The organism is Pseudoalteromonas sp. BMB, from assembly GCF_001709235.1.
Lineage (GTDB): Bacteria > Pseudomonadota > Gammaproteobacteria > Enterobacterales > Alteromonadaceae > Pseudoalteromonas > Pseudoalteromonas maricaloris.
In genome coordinates this window covers 98,837-119,979 of the sequence record NZ_MBQA01000204.1, presented here as the reverse complement: position 1 = coordinate 119,979, position 21,143 = coordinate 98,837, and the positions used below count along the sequence as shown (strand labels likewise).

17 protein-coding genes are annotated in these 21,143 nt (G+C 43.9%); 12 read left to right on the top strand and 5 right to left on the bottom strand.

Features of this window, described 5'->3' with window-relative positions; genetic code table 11:
- Nucleotides 1-64 precede the first annotated feature (64 nt).
- A complete protein-coding gene (rapA, locus tag BB427_RS21000) occupies nt 65-2,962 on the bottom strand; it encodes an RNA polymerase-associated protein RapA (protein ID WP_069023054.1) in 2,898 nt (965 codons plus the stop codon).
- Between rapA and BB427_RS20995 the strand changes: the two genes are divergently transcribed.
- From BB427_RS20995 to BB427_RS20980, 4 genes are all read left to right on the top strand, one after another.
- A complete protein-coding gene (locus tag BB427_RS20995) occupies nt 2,961-3,167 on the top strand; it encodes a hypothetical protein (RefSeq protein WP_039493807.1) in 207 nt (68 codons plus the stop codon). The genes rapA and BB427_RS20995 overlap by 2 nt on opposite strands.
- An 89-nt stretch (nt 3,168-3,256) precedes the next feature.
- The gene (locus BB427_RS20990; RefSeq protein WP_010372335.1) at nt 3,257-4,657 is read left to right on the top strand and encodes a PhoH family protein; all 1,401 of its coding nucleotides are present in this window, start codon (nt 3,257-3,259) and stop codon (nt 4,655-4,657) included.
- Between the two features lie 122 nt (nt 4,658-4,779).
- Complete coding sequence (locus tag BB427_RS20985; RefSeq protein ID WP_254663678.1) at nt 4,780-8,421, top strand: hybrid sensor histidine kinase/response regulator; 3,642 nt, start codon at nt 4,780-4,782, stop codon at nt 8,419-8,421.
- A gap of 9 nt (nt 8,422-8,430) precedes the next feature.
- The gene (locus tag BB427_RS20980; protein WP_069023050.1) at nt 8,431-9,333 is read left to right on the top strand and encodes a GGDEF domain-containing response regulator; all 903 of its coding nucleotides are present in this window, start codon (nt 8,431-8,433) and stop codon (nt 9,331-9,333) included.
- Nucleotides 9,334-9,400: 67 nt separating this feature from the next.
- Here BB427_RS20980 and BB427_RS20975 read toward each other — a convergent pair whose 3' ends face one another.
- Both BB427_RS20975 and BB427_RS20970 read right to left on the bottom strand, forming a co-directional pair.
- A complete protein-coding gene (locus tag BB427_RS20975) occupies nt 9,401-9,781 on the bottom strand; it encodes a DUF3192 domain-containing protein (protein ID WP_069023049.1) in 381 nt (126 codons plus the stop codon).
- A gap of 197 nt (nt 9,782-9,978) precedes the next feature.
- Nucleotides 9,979-10,926: a D-2-hydroxyacid dehydrogenase gene (locus BB427_RS20970; protein WP_069023047.1), complete on the bottom strand. Its 948-nt coding sequence runs from the start codon at nt 10,924-10,926 to the stop codon at nt 9,979-9,981.
- Nucleotides 10,927-11,017: 91 nt separating this feature from the next.
- Here BB427_RS20970 and zntR point away from each other — a divergent pair, with 91 nt between their 5' ends.
- The 3 genes from zntR (at nt 11,018) to BB427_RS20955 (ending at nt 13,954) form a co-directional block, all read left to right on the top strand.
- Nucleotides 11,018-11,425 (top strand): Zn(2+)-responsive transcriptional regulator, encoded by a 408-nt coding sequence (zntR, locus tag BB427_RS20965; protein WP_069023045.1) that lies wholly within the window; start codon nt 11,018-11,020, stop codon nt 11,423-11,425.
- Entirely contained in the window at nt 11,418-12,692 is a 1,275-nt protein-coding gene (locus tag BB427_RS20960; protein WP_069023044.1) for an SO_0444 family Cu/Zn efflux transporter, read from the top strand. Before zntR ends, BB427_RS20960 begins: the two co-directional genes overlap by 8 nt.
- A 167-nt stretch (nt 12,693-12,859) precedes the next feature.
- Entirely contained in the window at nt 12,860-13,954 is a 1,095-nt protein-coding gene (locus BB427_RS20955; protein WP_069023042.1) for a 1-acyl-sn-glycerol-3-phosphate acyltransferase, read from the top strand.
- 51 nt (nt 13,955-14,005) lie between these two features.
- Here BB427_RS20955 and BB427_RS20950 read toward each other — a convergent pair whose 3' ends face one another.
- Entirely contained in the window at nt 14,006-14,548 is a 543-nt protein-coding gene (locus tag BB427_RS20950; RefSeq protein WP_069023041.1) for a GNAT family N-acetyltransferase, read from the bottom strand.
- Nucleotides 14,549-14,685: 137 nt separating this feature from the next.
- Here BB427_RS20950 and BB427_RS20945 point away from each other — a divergent pair, with 137 nt between their 5' ends.
- On the top strand, nt 14,686-15,351 hold the full coding sequence (locus BB427_RS20945) for a tRNA-uridine aminocarboxypropyltransferase (protein ID WP_069023039.1): 666 nt from the start codon (nt 14,686-14,688) through the stop codon (nt 15,349-15,351).
- A 197-nt stretch (nt 15,352-15,548) separates the two neighbouring features.
- Here the strand turns inward: BB427_RS20945 and BB427_RS24550 are convergent, their stop codons facing one another.
- Nucleotides 15,549-15,725: a hypothetical protein gene (locus BB427_RS24550; RefSeq protein ID WP_165383789.1), complete on the bottom strand. Its 177-nt coding sequence runs from the start codon at nt 15,723-15,725 to the stop codon at nt 15,549-15,551.
- Nucleotides 15,726-16,503: 778 nt separating this feature from the next.
- Here BB427_RS24550 and BB427_RS20940 point away from each other — a divergent pair.
- From BB427_RS20940 to BB427_RS20925, 4 genes are read left to right on the top strand one after another with little or no spacing between them, the layout of a single operon-like run.
- Nucleotides 16,504-17,508, top strand: a complete 1,005-nt coding sequence (locus BB427_RS20940) for a Fe(3+) ABC transporter substrate-binding protein (RefSeq protein WP_069023037.1) — start codon at nt 16,504-16,506, stop codon at nt 17,506-17,508.
- Nucleotides 17,508-19,139 carry an ABC transporter permease gene (locus BB427_RS20935; protein WP_069023035.1) on the top strand — a complete coding sequence of 544 codons (1,632 nt, stop codon included), beginning with the start codon at nt 17,508-17,510 and terminating at the stop codon, nt 19,137-19,139. The genes BB427_RS20940 and BB427_RS20935 overlap by 1 nt, the downstream gene beginning before the upstream one ends.
- Nucleotides 19,139-20,170 carry an ABC transporter ATP-binding protein gene (locus BB427_RS20930; protein WP_069023033.1) on the top strand — a complete coding sequence of 344 codons (1,032 nt, stop codon included), beginning with the start codon at nt 19,139-19,141 and terminating at the stop codon, nt 20,168-20,170. Before BB427_RS20935 ends, BB427_RS20930 begins: the two co-directional genes overlap by 1 nt.
- Before the next feature lie 30 nt (nt 20,171-20,200).
- Entirely contained in the window at nt 20,201-21,115 is a 915-nt protein-coding gene (locus BB427_RS20925) for a Dyp-type peroxidase (protein ID WP_069023031.1), read from the top strand.
- Nucleotides 21,116-21,143: the final 28 nt, after the last annotated feature.

Sequence of the window (21,143 nt, the reverse complement as noted above, 5' to 3'; positions counted from 1 at the left end):
ATATGAGTTGCTAAGTGAGCGGTAGCGAGAAAGAGAGCCGAGGCTCTCTTTCGGTGTGGGAGGTTTATTGGTTGGCAACCACTATTAAACGAATCGCATCCAACTTAAGCTGCGCTTTTTCAATGTGTGTGCTCAGCTCAGCCCTTTGTTTATCAAATACTTGAACTTCTTCGTCACGGATGTTCGGATTGATAGCCTTAAGTGCTTGCAAACGACCTTGCTCATCACCTAATTGCTTTTGCATTTTATCCATCGCGCTGGCTTGAATGCTTTCAAGTTGAGTTTGTGCAATATCGCCAGCTTGAGTAATAAGCGGGTGAATAGCACTTTGTAGCGCATTAACTAGCTTACTGCCGGTTTGTCTGCCAACGGCAGAAAGCTGTTGATTGAATGCATCAAACGCCACGTTTTGGGCTAAGTCATTGCCACCTTTATCCATTAGAACACGAATTGGTGTTGGCGGTAAAAAGCGACCTACTTGAAGAGATTTTGGCGCAGAAGCTTCTGCAACGAAGATCATTTCAACAAAGAAAGTACCAACAGGTAACTTGTTATTTTTAAGCAGTGCCACTGATGCACAACCAAAGTCATCGTTACAGATCATATCCATCACGCCGCTGACCATGGGATGATCCCAGCTGATGAAATGCGCGTCTTCTTGTGACAGAGAGGTGTTACGGTCAAAAGTCACTGTGATGCCATCATCTTTCAAACAAGGGAAAGAAGGATTTAGCATGTGCTCGGTTGGTTTGAGAATAATCGTATTCTCGCCTTTGTCTTCTTGGTTAACACCAAAAGTATCAAACACATTAATCATAAACGCAGGCAAAATTACGTCGTTATCCAGCGCTTCAAGTTCAGCAACGATATTATCTGTTTTACCTTGACCACTTGAGTGAAGCTCAAGTAGGCGGTCTCGACCTTGCTCCATTTTTGTGCGCAGCTGTGCGTTTTCTTTTGCGGCTTTCTCCAATAGAGGATCTAATTCGTCTTCGTCACAGTTGTGTTCAGCGATCAGCGCTAACAAATCATCAGAAAAAGACTTATACAGCATTTGCCCCGTTGTGCTGGTGGTTTCGAATGCATCTAAGCCCTCGTGATACCAACGTAGTAATACTTCTTGTGCGGTACTTTCAAAGTAAGGCACGTGAATATTGATGTCGTGCTTTTGACCAATGCGGTCAAGACGACCAATACGTTGCTCAAGTAAGTCAGGGTTAAGCGGTAAGTCAAATAGCACCAAGTGGTGTGAGAACTGGAAGTTACGACCTTCAGAGCCAATTTCAGAGCAGAGTAATACTTGCGCGCTATCATATTCATCAGCAAAAAACGCTGCCGCGCGGTCACGCTCAATGATAGACATGCCTTCGTGGAACACCGCCGCTTTAATCGCTTCGCGCTCACGTAATACTTGTTCAAGGCTAATTGCGGTTTCCGCTTTGGCACAAATAAGTAGTACTTTTTCGTGCTTTAACTCTTTTAATTTAGTAATCAACCACTCAACGCGCGGGTCAAACTGCGCCCAGCTGCTTCCTTCACCTTCGAACTCTTGGAAGATTTTTTCAGGGAACAAAGCACGCATCGCGTTAAATTCAGGACTTTGAATACCACCAATGTTACCCATTACCGACATTGCTGTTTTGTATTGCTTTGGTAAAGGTACAGGGTATTGATGTAACAAACGACTTGGGTAGCCATCAATGCCACTGCGGCTATTTCTAAATAGAATACGGCCAGTACCATGACGGTCTAGTAACATAGACAAGATTTCAGCTTTGGCGTCGCTATCGCCACTTTGTGCCTTTGCAAGTAGCTCAGAAATATCGGTTTCTTTTAGCAGTGTACAAAGTGTTTGCTCTTCTTTTGCGTCTAACTTTTTGTCTTGCAGTAAGTTGTTCGCGGCTTCTGCGACTTCTTTATAATGACTTTCTTCTTCAACGAACACGTCGTAGTCGTAGAAGCGGTCTGGATCGAGTAGCTGTAAACGCGCAAAGTGACTGCGGTGACCCAGTTGGTCAGGTGTTGCAGTCAATAAGATAAGTCCAGGAATATCTTGAGAAAGCTCAGCAATACGTTGATATTCGGTGCTTGGCTTTTCCTTTGTGACCGTCAGGTGGTGCGCTTCATCGACAATCAGTAGATCCCAATCAGCGAGTGTGGCTTGTTCAAACCAGCGGCGCTTTTTGGTAATAAACTCTAGGCTAACCAGTACCAGTTGCTCTGTTTCGAATACATTCGGTGCATCTGCATAAGCTTCGCTACAACGCTCTTCGTCAAAAATCGAAAAGTGCAGGTTAAAGCGGCGTAGCATCTCTACCAGCCATTGGTGTTGTAAGTTCTCTGGAACCACGATCAACACACGGTTGGCACGACCAGAGAGAATTTGCTGGTGTAAAATCATGCCCGCTTCAATGGTTTTACCTAGGCCTACTTCATCAGACAGAAGTACGCGAGGTGCAAAGCGCTTACCGACTTCATCGGCAATATAAAGCTGGTGCGGAATAAGGCTAGCGCGCTGACCTATCAACCCTTTAAGGTGAGATTGTTCTTTATCAAACTGGTGTTGCCAAGTTTGATAGCGCAGCGTGTAGCGATCAAAACGGTCGATTTGGCCTGCAAATAGACGATCTTGAGGTTTATTAAACTTGAGGAAGTGATCAAGAAAGGTCTCTTTGAATGAAGTCTCTTCTTCATTATCAACTCGAGTACCATGATAGCAAAATAGTCCATTTTGCTCTTCCACGCTGTCAACACGTAGTTCCCATTCTTCAACATGGCGGATCACATCGCCTGGGTTGAATACAACTCGAGTTACAGGTGCTTCCTGTACTGAGTAAACACGGTTTTCTCCGCTAGCGGGAAATAAAATAGTCACTTGACGCCCCTCAAGTGCCACTATTGTACCCAATCCCAAATCTGATTCCGTATCACTGATCCAGCGCTGACCTAAGGAAAAATTCATGGTTATCTCGTCTATGCAGAAAAAAGGCGGCTATGTTACCTATTCATGTCGGTTTGTTCAATACACAACAGTGACTCAGGCCTTTATTTATCAAGTGCTGGCGCTTTTTCTATCTAGTTGGCATGGCAATCGCCAACTAGTTGTTTTTTATCAATATGCAAGTTGGATTTTCTACTGTCATAAAAGCGACTTTTGTGACAAATAGACTAAACTTGAACTATACCCAAAACATAATCGGTCACTGCGTTGTGTATTGGGTATAGCATAATAATCTGTAAACAACAGGAATGCGCTATGGTAAAACAAGACAAAGACCATAAAGTGTACGTGCTCGACACCAACGTACTTCTCCATGAACCGCTCGCTTACCTTTCCTTCCAAGAACACGATGTTGTTATTCCTATGACTGTCCTTGAAGAACTCGATCACATTAAAGATCGAAAGAGTGACGTGAGCCGAGACGCAAGAGTTGCCATTCGTGGGTTAGATGATGTGCTTCGCGATGCAACACCAGAGCAAATGCTAGAGGGGGTAGCGCTACCAACATTGAGGATTGAAAGTCACCGAACGCCCAGTTCAGGTAAATTGATTATTGTAAACGATCACCTGTTTCCTGATTCCATCTCCGGGTTACCCGGCAACGAAAATGACCACCGCATTATTAATTGTGCGGTACATTTGCAAACTCAGTACAGCGACAAAAAAGTGGTGCTGGTTACCAAAGACATCAACATGCGACTAAAAGCGAAAGGTGCTGGACTCAAGTATGTTGAAGACTATCGTACCGATCAACTGATTGACGACATTGCGCTGTTAACCAGTGGCTTTAAAAAGGTTGAAGGCGATTTTTGGCAAAATGTTGGTGAGTGTCAAACGCAGCAGGAAGGGCGATACACGGTTCATGATGTGCCAAAGTCACTCGTACCAGATGTGTTCTGTAATGAGTATCTGATAGACGATACTAATCACTTCGCAGCTCGGGTTGTGGGTTACGATTCTGAACACATTCGATTAAAAGACTTAGGCGTTGAACGTTTGATGCACCGTCAAGCATGGGGAGTGAAACCGAAAAATATCAACCAAGGTATGGCGCTGGATGCATTACTTGATACTGACATTGAACTGGTGATACTAACCGGGCCAGCAGGGTGCGGAAAAACCTTATTGGCGCTTGCCAGTGCGCTTGAAATGATCATCGAAAAAGGGATTTACGATAAGGTAATTGTGACGCGAAATACGCCTGAAATTGCGGAGAGCATCGGCTTTTTACCGGGTACGGAAGAAGAGAAAATGGCCCCTTGGCTTGCGGCCATCACAGATACCTTAGAAGTGCTCCACAAACACGATGAAAGCCCCGTGACTAGCCGTAACTACATTATGGAAAAGGCGAACATTCAGTTCAAATCGGTGAATTTTATGCGTGGCCGAAGTATTCAAAATGCGGTCGTTATTTTAGATGAGAGCCAAAACTTAACGGCATCACAGTTAAAAACCATCATCACTCGCTGCGGTGAGGGGACTAAATTGATTTGTACGGGAAACCTCGCCCAGATTGATAGTAATTATCTCACCCCTGTGACATCAGGGTTAACCTACATTGTCGAGCGTTTTAAAGACTTTGAAGGTAGCGCTACCATTAACTTAAACGGTGTAGTACGAAGCCGCTTGGCAAGTTTTGCTGAAGAAAATTTATAACTTGCCTTGAGCCGACTGGCTCGTTACTCTTTTGCTAACACTGTGTGCAAACGGGAACGAGCCAGTAAATGGATGCGACAAAAGAATTTTTACCACTAAAAAGTTACCGAAAGGGAATTTTAGTGGCGGTAATAATACCCATCCTACTTGTCCTCGTCTTAGCTTACCATCTCTATCAAATTAAACTCGAACGCCAGTACAAAGTACGTTTTGGTCAGTATGAATATGTTTCTCAGCAGCTGAAACAAGAGTTTTATGCTGCACATGTCGTTCTTGATAGTATCGCCGTTAACCTAGCGCAGCCCATTTCTTTTCAAAAGCCACCAGAGTGGTTAGAAGATATAGAGCAACACCCTGAACATTATTATCATGCGTTACCAAACAATGGTGGAGAGATTGTTGGTCGTGGGCAAGTTAGTGAAGCGCTTTTTGCCACTAAACGATGGCAAACCGTATTGTCGCTTAATACCGCTTTTGATGCCGCGCTCGCGTTGCAGGGTGGATTGTATGCGGTCGCATACATAGAAGATGACGGCTTTGCGTATGTTAAGCGTCGAGAAGCCTCAAGCAGCCATTTTATCACGCGGCTAGTTCAAGGTAAGTTCGAACCCGACTTTAGCTTGGGCAATATAGTCGTTGGCCCACCCGTGAAGTTTTTCGATAGACAAATGTTTGCGCTCGGTAAGAAACTATCAACGGTGGATAACGCTCATGTATTGATGATCTATGATAGCGATATTATTGATAGATGGTTGTTAAACATCGGCTCCTTAGACGGTACGATGGAATTTAAAAACCAAAGTGATGAGATTATCGCGGGGGAACGCTATGATCACGACCACGATGGGCTTGTAAACTCATCAGCACCTTGGCAGTACGGACTGCACTTTATTGCAAAACCCGCCAAAGAGCCTATTAGTTTAAACTATCATGAAAGCTATGAGCAGTTTGCCGCTCCGCTACAGCGGGAGATCTTGCTCGAACTTGCACTATTACTGTTTTTTATTCTTTTTACCTTTGTGACTATTGTGTGGTTAAGCGGACAAATATTTGTCCGACCTTTAAAGCATTTTGTGAATTATCTATCTTTGCAAGAGCATACACCACAAGCCACTTTAAACTATCCCATCCCCTCAGAATGGCAACCTTGGTTTATACAAATCAAACAGGTGGTGGAGCAAAAATCGCGCTTAATGCATGCCCTTAAGCAACATAATCAAGAACTAGACGACGAAATTAAGCGTAAACAACAGGCATTAAAGCAAAGCTTTGAGGCAAAAGAGCGTCAAGCTGCTTTGCTAAATGCAGTGCTTGACTCTGTGCCCGATATTATCTATTTCAAAAATATAGACGGTTCATTCATAGGCTGTAATCGCGCGTTTGAAGAGTTTATGGGGGTTGATAAGTCGGATTTAGTTGCGAAAACACAACCTGAAGTGACATCTGGATTAACCATTTTACTTGAGCAAGAAGCGGCGATGGAGCGCTCGCAAGAACAAGTGGCAACTAATTTTGTCCTTGGGGCAAATACCTACTTTTTGACTATCACGCCATTGAAATCGGAAACTGGAAAGCTCATCGGTTGTTTGGGGGTTGCGAGAGATATTACTGCCGCACAAGAGGCATATAATGCCCTAAGAGACTCTGAAGAAAACTTTAGGGCAGCGACTGAGTTTGCACCTAATGGCGTTATTTTGGCTGCGATCAGCGGTAAAATTTTGGAGATGAACAAGGCTGCCAAACGTTACTTATCACTTGATAAGAATACCGGAGAAAAGCAGCTGGAACGCTTGTTTGATGAACAAAACTGGCAAGAGCTGAAGCCTGTCTTGGCTGGGCTATTAAAAGAGCAAAAGAAAGTTGTTGAGCACATGATTTCACAGTCGGGTAAGCACCGCTGGTTACAATTGAGTATTTCTTTAGTTTGGGATAAAAATAAGCGCCCTAAGTATTACGTGATCCATATTCAAAATATCACTGGTCTGCTGTTAGCGAAGCAAGATGCTGAGCGCGCAACGCTTGCCAAAAGCCGCTTTATCGCGAATATCAGCCATGAAATTAGAACGCCAATTAATGCCATATTAGGTCTGGCGGATATGATCAAAAGTGAGGCGCTGACTCGAGTTCAGAGTAAAAAATTGCAGCAGCTTTCTGGGGCTGCAAACGAGCTGCTTACCATGCTCAACAGTATTTTAGAGTTTGCCAAAGTAGAAAGTCATCAAGGCACAATTCAATACGAGACATTTCAAACCTGCCATGTATTTACCACGATAGAATCACTGATTAAGCCTTTATGTATACAAAAAGGTTTGGAATTTGAGTTACAGGTCGACCCTCAAGTTTGGCCTTACCTTTACAGTGATGAAGATAAGGTAAAGCAAATCTTAGTAAACCTACTTGGTAACGCTGTAAAGTATACCAATCATGGTAAGGTTGGTTTGAAGGTAACGTTAGCTAATGATAGAGCTGCAAAACAAACCATCAAGTTTGCTGTTTGGGACACTGGCGTTGGGATCAAATCGCAAGAAATTGAACACCTTTTTGATGCATTTACCCAAGGTGATGAAAGCTTCACACGTCGTCACGAAGGCATTGGTTTGGGGCTTGCGATTGTGAAGCAAGAAGTTGCACTCTTAGGTGGCGATATTGCGGTTAACTCAACCCCGAACGAAGGAAGCTGCTTTTTCTTTGAATTGGTGCTAGATAAAGGCGCTTGTCCAGTTGTGGATAGTCACAAAGAAGTTTACTGTCTCACCACCGAAGCACATAGCTTACCAAGCTATTTTTCAGGTCTTGCGGAACCTTTATCTGTTGAGCGATTGCACGGGATGCATGCTCAGCTCGACAAGTCCATTGTTGTTATTCCACCAGAAGCAGCGCTTGACCCCGCTTATGCGCTACCTGGAAATACCGCATTACTACTGCATTGTGAAGGGGAGTTTTCTGAGCAAAGTAACCATATTGCGCTTAATCAAAGTGTGTTTTACCAATCAGCCTATACTTGGCTTGCTGAATTTGCCCATATGACGCAAACCGTCGACAACGTGTGTATGCAGGTTGCCGGTGCGCTTTGCTTGGTGGTCGACGATAACAACTTAAATTTAGATATTACTGAAAATATGTTGAAGCAGAATGGTATTTCTACCGTAGGGCTACAAAGCGCCGAACATATTGAGGAAGTTTGCCGCTCACTGCAACCCGACATCATCCTGATGGATATCCATATGCCAAACATTGATGGCTATCAAGCGACCAAGCAGATCAGAGCCGTGTGGTCTGAAACTGAGCTGCCCGTTATCGCCTTGACCGCCAATGCAAGCAAAGAAGAGCGGGCGAAAGCCACAGCTGTTGGCATGAATGATTATTTGGTAAAACCAATTAATAGCACACAGGCGTGCAAGGCATTGGCAAGTAATATTTTCCAGTCGGATAAAACAGAAGAAGCCTTTTTTGATTATGAGTTTGCTTTATCACAAATGATGCAAAATGAAACGTTTTTGCAAACAATGTTAGATAAATTTGCTAAACTTTGCCATGATTACCTAGAACAGGTTGCTGAAATAGAGCAAGGTTCAGCATTATTCGAGTTAGCACACGGAATTAAGGGCGCTGCTGCAGGTCTGGGCTTTAAGCGACTAGCGAAAGTTGCAAAAGACCTTGAAACGCAAAGCAAAACGATCACAACAATAACAAATCGCACTGACTTGGATGTGTTAACAAATGCACTTTCACAGGTGGTGTGCTTTATCGAGCTAAAAAGGTAGCGTCATAAGATGCAGCAAGCTGAGCACATTTTTATTATTGATGATGACCCAATAAATAAGATGGTCCTAAGCAATACATTAGGTGACAGCCATCGGTTATCCCATAGCACTGACACTAAGTTATGTATTGATGAACTAAAAGCAAGCAAACCAGACCTTATTATTTTAGATGTGTTAATGGCTGACGGCGCTGGATTTTCTGTTTTAGAGTGCCTAAAAAAGGATGCGAGCACTTATGGTATTCCCGTTGTCGTGATCTCTGGTAGTGTGAGCTTTAAAGATGAAGCACGAGGTTTGGAGTTAGGGGCAGTGGATTATATTACTAAACCCTTTAACCCTTTGATTGTAAAAGCCAGAATCAAAAACCATTTAGCAATAAAAAAGAAAAATGATCTGCTAGAAAAGCTAGCCTCTATCGATGGTTTAACGGAGTTGCCCAATCGTAGATATCTAGATGAAGCGATGAAATCAGCATTAGAAAGCGCAAAAGCTGATGGCAGTGCGTTTACCGTTATGCTGGTTGAGGTGGACTATTTTAAAACGTTTAATGAGCATTATGGCTACATGCACGGTGATGATTGTTTATTTAAAGTCGCCAAAGCGCTAGAAGAAGGCGCTACCCGACGTTCTTTATTTATTGGCCGTTTTGATGGTACTCGTTTTGCGTTGGTACTAACTCAGCATAATATCGACGTAATTAATGAGATAGCAGAAGCGCTGCACGACTCGGTTAATACGTTAAAAATCCCCCATATTGCCTCACCGATATGTGCGCATGTGAGCGTTAGCATCGGTGCAGTTCATATTGAAAATCACTGTAGTAGTGAGCTTAGTGAGCTGATAAAAATGGCAGATAGTGCTCTTGCCGTTGCCCAAAAGCAGCAAAGCACGGTATTTATTAAAGCGCTATAAATATTTAAAGCCATATGCGGAGCGAAAGCATATCCGTATTATTCACCATCCTTGGTGAGATAAAGTCTTACTGAATTTGCTTTAATGCGTTGTCGCCAAAGCCAACCAGTTGGTTATTTTTGAATACCAATGGCGTGCACTCATCTTTTGTTACTTTGCCGTCTGAGTGTTTGCTGTTGGTTGCATAGTACAGCACTTGATAGTTATCGCCGTTTTTTGACACCAACTCGCTAAAATCAGGGGTTGCAAACATGTCTTTTACTGATGAGTAAGACGCGCCCATTTCAAGGTTGGCAATCTTTTCACGATTTTTACGCTGTTTATGTTCCCAGTTAGACGAGTTGTATTCAGAAGCCCAACCGTGCTCTACTTCACCGTCGGATACAGCAACGATACAGCCTGATAATAGAGTAGAGCTAAGCGCAGCCACTAACATTAATTTTTTCATTGTTGTTTTCCTTTTTAATTTTGTTGCTGAGCAAATAATGCAAACAGCCATTTGTTTTTGCTTGAATTATCACAAGAGTTGCAAACTCTTTGCCAACTAATAAAGTTTATAAATATCAGTTTGTTGTTGGTTTTTAATCAGTTTATAGTTGATGGTTTTCACTAACATTTAGCGATATCACTCACTAAAACAATAATCTAGACCACTCGGTTTCTCGTTGTCCCAGCCACAAAACTTTCAATATTAATGGCAATTTCGCCGACTAAACGTTCGATGGCCTCTTTACTTGCCCATGCCGTATGCGGTGTCAAAAGCAAGTTCTCACCTTGGTATTGAACGAGAGGGTTGCTTGCTTGTGCCGGCTCTTGTGTCAGGACATCCACAGCAGCACCAGCTATTTGCTCGTTAGTTAGTGCATCCACCAGCGCTTGCTCATTGACTATTCCGCCTCTTGCGGTGTTGATAAGATAAGCATGATTTGGAAGTAGGGCGAACTCAGCACTTGAAATCAGGTTTTCTGTTTCAGCGGTAAGCGGGCAGTGAATCGATACAATATCCGCAATCTGCAGTGCTTCTTCAAAAGCCATTCGTCCTGCTCTAACCTCAGTTACGCCCCTACGTTCGGCAACAATTACCTGAGCTCCAAATGCTTGTGCGACTTTTGCAACGGCTTCTCCTAACGTTCCATGGCCTACGATCACAAAGTTTTTGCCTGCAATTTCGTTGATGCTGTAATCCAAACGACAAAACATGTCACTTTGTTGCCAAAGCCCTGCATGGCAGTCTTGCTGATAACGATGAATATTTGTCATTAAGTTACCAAGCATAGTAAAGGTGTGCTGCACTACAGAAGGGGTGGAGTAACCAGCCACATTGGCTACCGCAATTTGATGGACTTTTGCAGCTGCTAAGTCGATGTTGTTGACGCCTGTGGCCGCAACACAAATCAATTGTAATTGTGGTAACGCCGCGATTGCTTGTTCAGTTAACTGTACTTTATTGGTGATGATGACTGCTGCATCTTTACAGCGTGTGATGATGTCATCACTGAGCGTGGTGTCGTAAGACGTTAATGTGCCTAGTTTGGCTATGGGGGAAAGATCGGTTCCTGCAAGGGTTTTAGCGTCTAATACCACGATTTGCATTATTTTTATCCTTTTCTTGACTTTGGAGTTAACTCTAAGGTTTATACTTGTGATGTCGACTAGGATAATCTTCAGGACTTGGGAGTGTAAAGTGGTAAAGATTGGTGAGCTGGCAAAGCGGCTTAACGTATCAACTGACACGTTAAGGTATTATGAAGCAAACGATCTCCTACACCCTTGCACAAGGAGCGAGGGTGGGTATCGGTTGTTTGATGAGCAAAGTGAAAAGCAAATGCGCTTTATTCTTCGCGCGAAGGAAGTAGGGTTCAGCCTCAAAGAAGTGCAAGACTTGCTGAAGATAAAGTTTGAAAAGCATCAGCACAGTTGTGAAGAAGTGAAAACGCTGACTATCACTAAACGGGATTTAGTGAGAGTGCGGATCGCTGAGTTACAAAAATTTGAACAATCGTTATCGACGCTAGCAGAGCAATGCTGCGGCGGTAAGGAAGCGGCAGTGAGCTGCTCGATTTTAACGGCCTTGGAGGCTATCGATGAATGAACTGATAGTAAATTTTTGGCAGCTATTTTTAGTATCTGCCCCGTGGTTATTGCTTGGTCTAATATTGGCTGGGTTACTTAATGTATTTATTCCAAAAGATTTGTTGCAAAAGCATTTAGGGAAAGAAGGGTTTTGGACGACGATAAAGGCAGCGCTGATTGGGGCGCCTATGCCGCTTTGCTCTTGCGGCGTTATTCCTGCTGCGGTGGGACTGAGAAGAGCGGGGGGCTCAAAAAGTGCGACAACCGCATTTTTAGTCTCAACGCCTGAAACTGGAGTGGATTCTATCTCGGTTTCTTATGTGCTACTTGGTCCTTTTATGGCGGTGATTAGGCCAATTGCGGCTGTGGTTAGCGCAATTGCAGCTGGGTTGCTCGTTGGTAGTGAGAAAGATGATAAGCCTGTGGCGCTAAAGCACCTAAATACCTCAGAAGAACCAAGCGCGACTAGCGGTTGTTGTGACGCTAATCATCACTCAGAGCCAAAGCCTGCTGAAAAGCACCACAGCCATGATAGCTGTTGCGCCAGTACTAAAGTGGAAACCGTAAAAGTAAGCTCAAGCTGCTGTGCGCCTGCAGGTCCGCAATTAGCAGTGGCAGGGGCGAATATGTCTTGTTGTGATACTACGGAGCCTACCGTAACCAGTTGTTGCGATTCTGCATCAGCCACGACAAGTTGTTGTGAGCCTGCTCCTGTACCTGAAAACCAAGGGGTTTTTGGTAAAATTGTAGAAGCTGTTAAGTTCAGCTGTAATCAATTACTGTCCGACACCGCAGTTTGGCTACTTATCGGTTTATTCTTTGCAGCGCTAGTGCAAACCTTTGTGCCTGAGTCTTTCTTATCTCAGTGGGGCGACGGTATTATTGCCATGCTAGTGGTTATTCTTATCAGTATCCCAATGTATATTTGCGCCACCGCTTCAACTCCAATCGCTGCGGGTTTATTAATGGCTGGTGTGTCACCCGGTGCGGTATTGGTATTTATGCTCGCAGGCCCTGCAACTAACATCGCCACAATTGGGGTGGTTGGTAAAGAATTAGGGCGTCGTGCCGTGTTTGCCTACTTGGGCGGTGTTATCGGGGTTGCGCTTATCTTTGGCTATTTAACTGATTACTTGGTCAATACTTACGGTTTTGTGGTAACGCCGATGATAGGTGAAGAACACGAAGTGCTACCACATTGGTTAACAGTATCGATGGGCGCATTATTAGCAGCACTGTTACTAAGATTAGCTATACTCAAATTAGGTAAAGTTGTTAGAAGATAAACTATTGTGGTACTTTTTACCGTATTACAATTGCATGATGCTTAAGCATTTAATGTTCCAACTTGGTATATTGCCTTGGTGGTCAGACATGAAATGCTTAGCGTCTGTTTATTTGACACGATAGAATGCGTTTCAGTATTCGTTAATCCGACAATTTGAGAAGTAGAGTGGATAAATACGCTGACATTAGACCGTATAATGATGATGAAGTAGTGCCAGCACTGGCACGTCTACTAGGTGATGATCAATTCATTGATGTGATCGCCAAATATAACCTGCCAGCTTGGTTGAATGCTTGGCCAGCAATTGCACGCCCACTCGTAAGAATGAAACTAAAAAAGAAGTGGGGAGATTTTTGTACGATTGAACAAGTACAAGATGAAGTGGCGTACTATCTGCAAATTTTAATCAATAAAACGACGTCTAAAGTGACTTATTCTGGCCTTGAAACATTAGACTCGAATACCTCGTATTTATTTATTTCAAATCACCGTGACATCGTATTAGACCCTGCACTTGTTAACTGGGGCTTGCATCAGCAAGATATGCGCACGGTGCGTATCGCTATTGGTGATAACTTACTGCAAGTACCTTATATCACTGAGCTTATGCGTCTTAATAAGAGTTTTATTGTAAAACGTTCGGCAAAGGCGCCGAAAGAAATGCTAAAAGCATTAACCCAGCTTTCAGCCTATATTTCTGACTCATTGAGTGAAGGTAACTCCATTTGGATTGCGCAAAAAGAGGGGCGTGCAAAGGATGGGGTGGATCAAACTGATCCGGCACTGTTAAAAATGCTACAGCTCAATGGTCGCAAACAGAAGCTAGATTTTTCAGATTATGTAAAGCAGCTCAGAATTGTGCCCGTTGCCATCTCCTATCAATATGAGCCATGTGCGGTTGCTAAGGCTAAAGAGCTATACCATAAAAAGCAGTTTGGCCAATATGTGAAAGCGCACGGCGAAGACATTGCCAGCATTGTCGAGGGCTTTAGTTCAGATAAAGGCCATGTGCATATCGCATTTGGCGACCCTATCACTGCGGATGTTGAAAACCCAGATGAGCTGGCGAATGTCATTGATAAACAGATTTTAGATTTATACTATCTGCATTCAACCAATCACCTAGCAGCAGGCGATGATGCGCAAGTGAGTCCAGAAGATAAAGAGGACTTTATCTCTAAACTTGAGTCTGTACCGGAAGAGCTGAAGCAATTGGTGTTGAGCATGTATGCCGAACCACTGCGTCGCAAAGGCATTTAATAGCAGTGAGCATGCGCAACCGTGGTGTTAAGTGGTTGCGCTTTTGTTCGGTTAATTAAGAACTTTATGATAATAAACGACTTCCATATCTCCTAAAATATCTTTGTGAAGCCCTTTCTTCACATAACTCATCCCAAGTTTTTTCATAATATTGATGGAGCCAAGGTTCTCTTCTTCAGCGATAGCGCTCAAGTGCGTCAAGGTAGGATTTGCTGCTATTAGGTCTGGAATAAGATGTTGTGCGGCCTCTGTTGCAAACCCTTTACCCCAAGACGCTTGTTTAAAACGCCAACCGAGCTCTAAATCCTGCTCGTTTCTTTGTTCTGAAAAGAAGTTAGCAGGGCGAACCAAAATCCAACCAATAAATGCCTTGTTTGGCAGCTCGAAACAGCCCCAAAGCCCCCAACCTTTGATCTCGTCCGTATACTCGGTTAAACGTGGAATATATACGGCTTTTACTTCTTCAAGTGAGTTAGTCTGACCGCCTGTGATGTATTTCATTACTTCAGGGTCGCTATCAAGTTCGGCGAGCAGCTGTGCATCTTGTGGGGTGAGTAGGCGATAATTCAGTCTTGCAGAATCCTTTACTTGCATTTTTTACTCCTAATGAAACCCAATAAAACTTTAGAGTACAAAAGCTTATGTCATGAGTAAAGAAGTTGCATAAGTTTGCGTAGACGCCAGCCGAGCGCTTTACTAAAATACGCCGGCATTTTTAGAGGGGGAACAGAGTGAATAATTCAGTACTAGCGCTTAGACAGCGTCAAATCGCTGCGGCTCAACGCGAATATAAGGCTAGGGGATCAAAGCTTGCGCGTTGTGAATGTTGCTTATTAGCCACGACTCTATGTATTTGCGATAAAGTCGAAGTGGCCAAAGCAGACTGTGCTGTGTGTTTGCTTATGTATCATAATGAAAGCTTTAAGCCCTCTAACACCGGACGCTTGATTGCCGATGTGATCCCAGATAATCATGCCTTTCGTTGGGACAGAACTGAGCCTGACGCTGCGTTATTAGCGCTTCTTTCGGATGAGCAGTATGCACCAATAGTTGTTTTCCCAGAGCAGGGCGTGGAGCCTGAACGGGTAATTACTAAGGTGGCCCGCACTGAAAATAAAACACCACTATTTATCTTTTTGGATGGCACATGGCGTGAAGCTAAGAAAATGTTCAGAAAGAGCCCCTACCTAGATAATTTACCTGTATTATCCATCGCCCCTGAAAAGCTCTCGGATTACAAGCTACGAGTCGCGCCGCATGAACATCAGCTTGGTACGGCAGAAGTTGCGTGTGTATTGTTTGCCGAATGCGGTGAGCAGGATGCGGCAGATAAATTAACCGCGCATTTTATCGATTTCAGAGACGCCTACTTAAAAGGTAAGCGCAGCAAACTGTAGGCCGAGCCCTAAACTGTAGGTCGAGGTTTACCTCGACAAAAAACAGTATTGTTCACGCGGTACAGCGAGCAAGATGTTGGTAGGTCGAGATTTATCTCGACAAAAAGCTGAATTGTTTACGCTGTACGGCCAACAAGGTGATGGTAGGTCGAGATTTATCTCGACAACACAAACATCTCGACAACACAAACGTAATATCACGCGATAGATAGGAACAAAATAAGAAGCGCGCGACCCATTGCTGAGTCGCGCTTACGGAATCTTCTAAATGCATCCTGCAAAGTTGAGTAGTTCAACGTCCTGAATCTTTCCTCTTCCATGGCATCGCTTGGTGTTCTCGTTTTGCGAATAAAGGCATCTAGCCCTGTGTCCATCTTCCTTTTACACGTCCGCTGTCTTATCCATTGCCATCCACTTGCTAAGAACAAGCCCTTGTTCTAACTGTCCCTATTTGCTACTTTCCAAAATAGCAGTGCCAATCATCACCTTGTTTTACCTTGGCACTTGGTAGCCTGAACGTGTTGCTTCAAGCTAGGTGTTGCGCTGTTAATTGCAACAATTGGCATCTCCTAAGCCACATTTTACCAGTACATCCGATGTACCTTCCTTCCTCATCCTTAACCACCTGCATATCCAATGCAGTAACGTTATCCTTCAACGTTTAGCCTCTCCCCTGAAGCAATCCTTAGGTTCATCATGAACCTTTAATCCCTGTCCTTCAACGTAATCACACCATGTGACATACAATCTCGTTCGCTTTTCCCTATATTCCTTTAAGTGGGTGCTTATCCATTAGCAAATCCTGCCCTGAGCGTATCCTGTGTATCCTTTATCTCTCTTCCTGAGATGTTGTTAAGTATAAGCAGACTAAAAAAAATCGGGAGCAGTGAAATTCAATCTTTTTTGCGTCTTTTTCTAGTAATAATAAATAACTTTATATTTTTTAACTGGTTATCTTAATTATGAGTGTTATTTCAGCATGTCTTTACTCAATTTCTGGTAGCTAAGTGAGATATATCTCACAGGTAATTCTCCCGTTTTCTACAACGCTAATTTTATCTTGAGCGTAGTTTCAAATATTCAGGGTGTAAAACGGCACAATTACAGGTAGAATTAGTTGATAATAATTATTGTTTACCTAATGGAGTCTTTATGAAAAAAGCACTTGTTACTATACTGGCAACGCTTACTTGCCTACCAGCAATGGCTGCAGAGGAAGTTAATATCTACTCGTTTAGACAACCTTTTCTGATCCAACCTATTTTGGATGACTTCACCAAGCAAACCGGTATCAAGACCAATGTGGTTTTTGCAAAAAAAGGCTTAATCGAGCGTGTTAAGCGTGAAGGCAAGCATAGCCGTGCCGATCTTGTACTCACTTCAAACTTCAGTGCGCTAATTCAACTTGAAGACGAAAACCTAACACAAGCAATTAATAGCGAAACCGTCACTAAGAATATCCCAGCGAACTTCAGAGATCCTGAAGGTCAGTGGGTTGCGCTTACTAAGCGTGTGCGCAATGTATATTCCGCAAAAGACCGTGTAGGCAAGTTAGATGCGCTTACGTATGAAGCGCTAGCGGATGAACAATACCGCGGTAAAATATGTACGCGCTCAGGTAAACATCCCTATAACCTTGGTTTAGTGGCGTCTATGATTGCCCATCATGGTGAAGCAAAAACCAAAGAATGGCTTGAAGGCGTGAAGAAAAACTTAGCTCGTAAGCCTCAAGGTAACGACCGTGCACAAGTCAAAGCAGTAAAGGAAGGACTGTGTGATTTGGCCATCGGAAACAGCTATTACTTCGGTAAGATGATGGAAGATGAGAAACAAAAAGCCTGGGCCGAAGCGGTATATATCAACTTCCCAAATCAACAAGATCGTGGTTCACATATCAACGTTTCTGGTGTTGTCTTGACCAAGCACGCTAAAAATACAGAAAATGCCTTGAAACTCATTGAGTTTATGACCGACAATAAGGCGCAAAATATGTATGCGTCGATGAATATGGAATACCCGGTTAAACCTGGCGTCGAGTTATCGAAACTTGTGGCATCTTGGGGTGAGTTTAAGGAAGACAACTTACCATTGTCAGAGATCAGTAAATACCGTCCGTTAGCGCTTAAGCTAATCGATGAGGTAAAATTTGACCTTTAATGCAATTATCATTTTCACTGTCTAAATGGCAGAGTTTTGCGTGGCTGATAGGGCTTAGCCTATCAGTCCCGCTGATGTTTTTAATCTTTGAGTCGCTACAACCTGACTCTGAAGTCTTTGCTCACCTTTGGGATACCGTTCTGTGGGATTATGTCCGCAATACGATTTTGCTGATTGTGGGGGTATGCATCCTTTGCGCTTTGATCGCGCTACCACTTGGCTGGCTAACCGCGTATTGTGAATTTCCTGGACGGCGCTTTTTCGAATGGTCGTTGATGCTACCCCTTGCGATGCCAACCTATTTGATTGCTTATGTGTATACCGATTTGCTGGATTATGCAGGGCCTGTACAAATAGCGCTGCGAGAGTGGTTTGGTTGGCAATCTCCAGATGATTATTGGTTCTTTGATATTCGCACTTTGTCAGGTGCTATCGTGATGATTGCACTGGTGCTTTATCCTTATTTGTTTTTGATTTTTAGAACGGCGCTAAGAGAGCAGTCGTTTAAGCTGGTGCAAGCCAGCCAATTAATGGGCAAGTCGCCTTCACAGAGCTTCTTTAAGGTAAGTTTACCTTTGTCGCGAGGTGCGATTGTGGCGGGGCTGGCACTGATCGCCATGGAAAGCATGGCAGATTTTGCAACCGTACATTACTTTGCAGTGAGTACACTAACCACCGCCGTTTACGATACTTGGTTGGGTTATTATTCACTGACTGCTGCGGCTAAAATTTCAGGCATTATGCTACTGTTTTTATTTTTAGCCCTAACACTGGAGCGAGTAAGCCGCCCAACTCAGGTAGTGCATGAGCGCCAATCAAGTGTTAACAGTACCACGCTTTATCATCTTAAAGGCGCGCAGGCTTGGCTCGCTAGCGCTTTTTGTTGGCTTATTCTTATTGCGGCTTTTATCGTGCCTACATGGGTGCTTGCAGATTACGCCATCGACTATTTTGAACAAGCTTGGAATGACGACTTTTTCTTGTATGCGTGGCAAAGTTTAAAAGTAGCGCTTTGGGTGAGCGTGGTATTAATTATCATGAGCATGCTGGTGGTGTTTAACCAGCGAGTTAGCAGTGGTAAACGTGTTACGCTACCGGGCAAGCTTGCAAGTACCGGATATGCGCTACCGGGCACGGTGCTGGCAATTGCGGTACTTATTCCACTCACTTTATTAGACGACAAGCTAAATACTTGGCTTGAAGGCTCCTCATTTGAGCCAGGCTTGCTGTTTAGCGGGACGATTTTTGCGCTGGTTTTCGCTTACGTTGTACGATTTTATGCGATTGCGCAAGGCGCGGTCGAATCGAGTTATCAGCGGATCAGTCCAAGTCTAGATATGGCAAGTTTTTCGTTGGGTCGCAATCGTTTCAAAACCATGTTATCAATACATTTGCCATTGCTGCGTCGCGGCATTTTAACCGCAGCGCTGCTGGTTTTTATTGAGTGTATGAAAGAACTTCCAGCGGCATTGTTATTACGACCCTTTAATTATGAAACACTGGCAACACACGTTTTTCAATATGTGAGTGATGAGCAGCTGGAGTTGGCTTCTGTCTCTGCGTTATTTATTGTGTTGGTTGGTTTAATTCCGCTTTATGTTGTAAACCGTTCTATGGAGCAGCGAAGTTAATGCATAGTTTAGTGCTTGAAAATCTCTCTTATCGCTATGACGGTGAAGCCGTTGTGGATAGCCTAAATCTGACTGTAGAACAAAACGAGATTGTTTGTTTGCTTGGTGCCAGTGGCTGCGGTAAAACTACCACGCTGAAGGCGATAGCGGGCTTGATTGAACCATTTCAAGGCTCGGTGAGTATTTTAGGCAAGGCCATGAATGGTCATGGCACTTTTGTACCTCCACAAAAACGCAATATAGGCATGATGTTTCAAGACTATGCGCTATTCCCACACCTCACTGTGGCGCAAAATGTCGCGTTTGGTTTAACCTCGAAAAGCAAGCGTGAATGTCAAGACCGAGTAGCTGAAATGCTCCATTTGGTGCAGCTGCAAGACTATAGCGACCGCTTTCCACACGAGCTTTCAGGTGGCCAGCAACAACGTGTCGCAATTGCGCGAGCACTGGCGTACAAGCCAAATTTGTTGCTGCTTGATGAGCCGTTTTCAAATATAGATGCTCAAGTGCGGTTTCAGTTAATTAACGATATTCGCCGTATAATCAAAGATCAGCAAGTTTCCGCGATTTTTGTTAGTCACTCGAAAGAAGAAGCTTTTGCTTTTGCCGATCGGTTGGCAATTATGGATAAAGGGAAGATCGCACAAGTGGGCGAGCCGAGAACATTATTCCAACGACCAAAGAGCAAAATGGTTGCCGAGTTTTTGGGTCAGGGTATTTATATTCCTGCACAGCGAGTGAATGGCGCGTCGGTAGAAACCCAATTTGGTGCCGTAAAGTCTCTCGTTGAGCTCGGTAATATCGACGCGAAGGGTGAAATGTATGTGAGGCCACAGCACATTACGTTAGAAAACGCTGAGCTTGGCAGCGTTAAAGTACTCAATCAGCGCTTTATGGGAACAGAGTACATTTATCGTGTTGCATTAGAGGGACAAGAGCTCGACATACCGCATCCTGCGCATGAACCGCTCGACTTAAATCAACCAATCTCTTTAAAAATTAAGGCACATGCTGTAAATTTCTTTTCTTAATAGCAAATGAATAAACGCAGGGAGTAGAGCATGGCGCTTGCCCAATCAGGTGTGTGTGCTGAAGCCAATTTGCACGGCTTACACTTGTTCTTCAATGTGCTTGAAGGACAAGACGAGGCGCTAAGAGCGGCGCTCGCCAATTGTGGACGCTTGCAAGAGGAGTTAGAAGATAGATTCTCTGAATCTATGCTGTCGAGCTTTGTTGCGGTGGGTGCGCAATACTGGCCGCACATTTATCCTGAGTTTATTCCTAAAGAGCTGAAAAGCTTTCCACATATTGTTGAGGCTGAGCACACCGTGCATACCCAGCCTTTTGACTTGCTTTACGTGATCCGCTCCGACCGAGAAGACGTTAATCATATCTTTGCTCAAAGTGTGCTACATATGCTAAATGGCCTAGTCGAAATGGTGGCACATGTGCGCGCATTTCGTTTCTTAGATGGTCGTGATTTTAATGGCTTTATTTATGGCGCAGACACCCCTAGAGGGCGCAACAAACGGGAAGTTGCACTTGTGCACAACCCGAATGCAGCCGACCACCTTGGTAGTTATATTCACGTACAGCGGGTGAAGTTTGATTTACTGCGCTGGCAGGCGTTGCCGCTCGCTGAGCAAGAGCAATTGATGGGGCGTACACGCCTAGACAATGACCTAATTGAAGATTGCGACCCCTGTAATCATGCGGCATTAACCGAATTGAAAGACCTAAATGGTAATGCGCTACTGCTTAACCAAAGCATGCCATTTGGTGATGTATTTGAACAAGGAAGCTTGTCGCTAAGTTGCAGTGCCAAGGGCGATGCTTTTGAGCAGGTGTTAAGAAGTCGATTGGGTGAAGGGGATGAATACGACCCCATATTGGATTATTCCAGTGCCGATATGGGTTCCGCGTTTTTTGCACCCTCACTAGAGTTTTTGGCGGTGATGGCAAAAATGCCAGAGTAAGTTATCTGCCACTTTACATCTCCAAAGC

Bases quoted from the DNA above. Each gene is read 5' to 3' on its own strand.
- BB427_RS20950 (WP_069023041.1), bottom strand. From the start codon at position 14,548: ATGCAAGTAAAGGATTCTGCAAGACTGAATTATCGCCTACTCACCCCA.
- BB427_RS20995 (WP_039493807.1), top strand. From the start codon at position 2,961: ATGGTTATCTCGTCTATGCAGAAAAAAGGCGGCTATGTTACCTATTCA.
- BB427_RS20925 (WP_069023031.1), top strand. From the start codon at position 20,201: ATGGCGCTTGCCCAATCAGGTGTGTGTGCTGAAGCCAATTTGCACGGC.
- BB427_RS24550 (WP_165383789.1), bottom strand. From the start codon at position 15,725: ATGGACACAGGGCTAGATGCCTTTATTCGCAAAACGAGAACACCAAGC.
- BB427_RS20990 (WP_010372335.1), top strand. From the start codon at position 3,257: ATGGTAAAACAAGACAAAGACCATAAAGTGTACGTGCTCGACACCAAC.
- BB427_RS20940 (WP_069023037.1), top strand. From the start codon at position 16,504: ATGAAAAAAGCACTTGTTACTATACTGGCAACGCTTACTTGCCTACCA.
- BB427_RS20980 (WP_069023050.1), top strand. From the start codon at position 8,431: ATGCAGCAAGCTGAGCACATTTTTATTATTGATGATGACCCAATAAAT.
- BB427_RS20935 (WP_069023035.1), top strand. From the start codon at position 17,508: ATGCAATTATCATTTTCACTGTCTAAATGGCAGAGTTTTGCGTGGCTG.
- BB427_RS20930 (WP_069023033.1), top strand. From the start codon at position 19,139: ATGCATAGTTTAGTGCTTGAAAATCTCTCTTATCGCTATGACGGTGAA.
- rapA (WP_069023054.1), bottom strand. From the start codon at position 2,962: ATGAATTTTTCCTTAGGTCAGCGCTGGATCAGTGATACGGAATCAGAT.
- BB427_RS20960 (WP_069023044.1), top strand. From the start codon at position 11,418: ATGAATGAACTGATAGTAAATTTTTGGCAGCTATTTTTAGTATCTGCC.
- BB427_RS20975 (WP_069023049.1), bottom strand. From the start codon at position 9,781: ATGAAAAAATTAATGTTAGTGGCTGCGCTTAGCTCTACTCTATTATCA.
- BB427_RS20970 (WP_069023047.1), bottom strand. From the start codon at position 10,926: ATGCAAATCGTGGTATTAGACGCTAAAACCCTTGCAGGAACCGATCTT.